Here is a 935-nt window from a genome sequence, read left to right as displayed (position 1 = left end):
TACGTGGATTCTGGATTGGCTGAATAGCCAAGCCTCTTCAGATTTCACGTAGGAACGCGCTCTTCGAAGAGCCGCTCGGTTTTTCACACAGCCTGCGATGCGGGGCTTTTTCGTTCATGCCACTGCAGAGGCTGGTAGGGCCTGCGGGTCCAATCGCGGACGGAGTCCGCTCCTACGACCGTGTCCCCTGGAACCATTGGTTCAGGATCCGCCCTACGGGTTCCGGCGTTCGCGGGAGTGACGAGGGGAAAGGATGGCGCCTTGCTTCCCGGCCGCTCGGGACAGCCCCCTCTCCCGCTTGCGGGAGAGGGCTGGGGAGAGGGCGCGAAGCCAATCCGAAACACAGCCGCCGCCGGTAAGCACCGTTCGCGAGCACGACCGTAGGAGCGGACTCCGTCCGCGATTGGATTCACCGGCCACGCCGGACGCCCCGATGGCACGGCCAACGGCGGATAACCGCGAACGGTTATTCGCCCTACGGCGAGGCGGGCCTGACTCACCCTTCGCCGCTCAAAAAGACCATTCGTCGCCATGCCGGAATGTCGCCCCTCAAACTTTGACAATCATTCTCATTAACATTAGTATCGACGCCAACAACCCCACACCAGTAGTGCCATCCATGTACGTCTGCCTCTGCCAAGGTGTTACCGATACCCAGATCCGCGACGCGATCTACGAGGGATGCTGCAGTTACCGCGAAGTGCGCGAGAGCACCGGCGTCGGCACCCAGTGCGGCAAGTGCGCCTGCCTCGCCAAGCAGGTGGTGCGCGAGACCCTCGGTGATCTGCAGGGCGCGCAATCGATGAACTACTCGCTGGCCTATGCCGCCAGTTGAGCGATGCCGATTCGGCATACGCCAGAAGAACCGGGCCCAGGCCCGGTTTTTTTAGGTTCATCGCGCTTTCCCGGGGAAGGCGGCCTTGATTTTCAGGAAA

General features: G+C 61.8%; 1 protein-coding gene. It reads left to right on the top strand.

Annotation, left to right across the window (positions count from 1 at the left end; genetic code table 11):
* The first annotated feature begins 619 nt into the window (after nt 1-619).
* On the top strand, nt 620-835 hold the full coding sequence (locus DK254_RS18740) for a bacterioferritin-associated ferredoxin (protein ID WP_089394108.1): 216 nt from the start codon (nt 620-622) through the stop codon (nt 833-835).
* Nucleotides 836-935 lie beyond the last annotated feature (100 nt).

Source organism: Pseudomonas sp. RW407, assembly GCF_003176655.1.
GTDB classification, from domain to species: domain Bacteria; phylum Pseudomonadota; class Gammaproteobacteria; order Pseudomonadales; family Pseudomonadaceae; genus Pseudomonas; species Pseudomonas delhiensis.
This window is presented reverse-complemented; position numbering and strand designations above follow the sequence as displayed.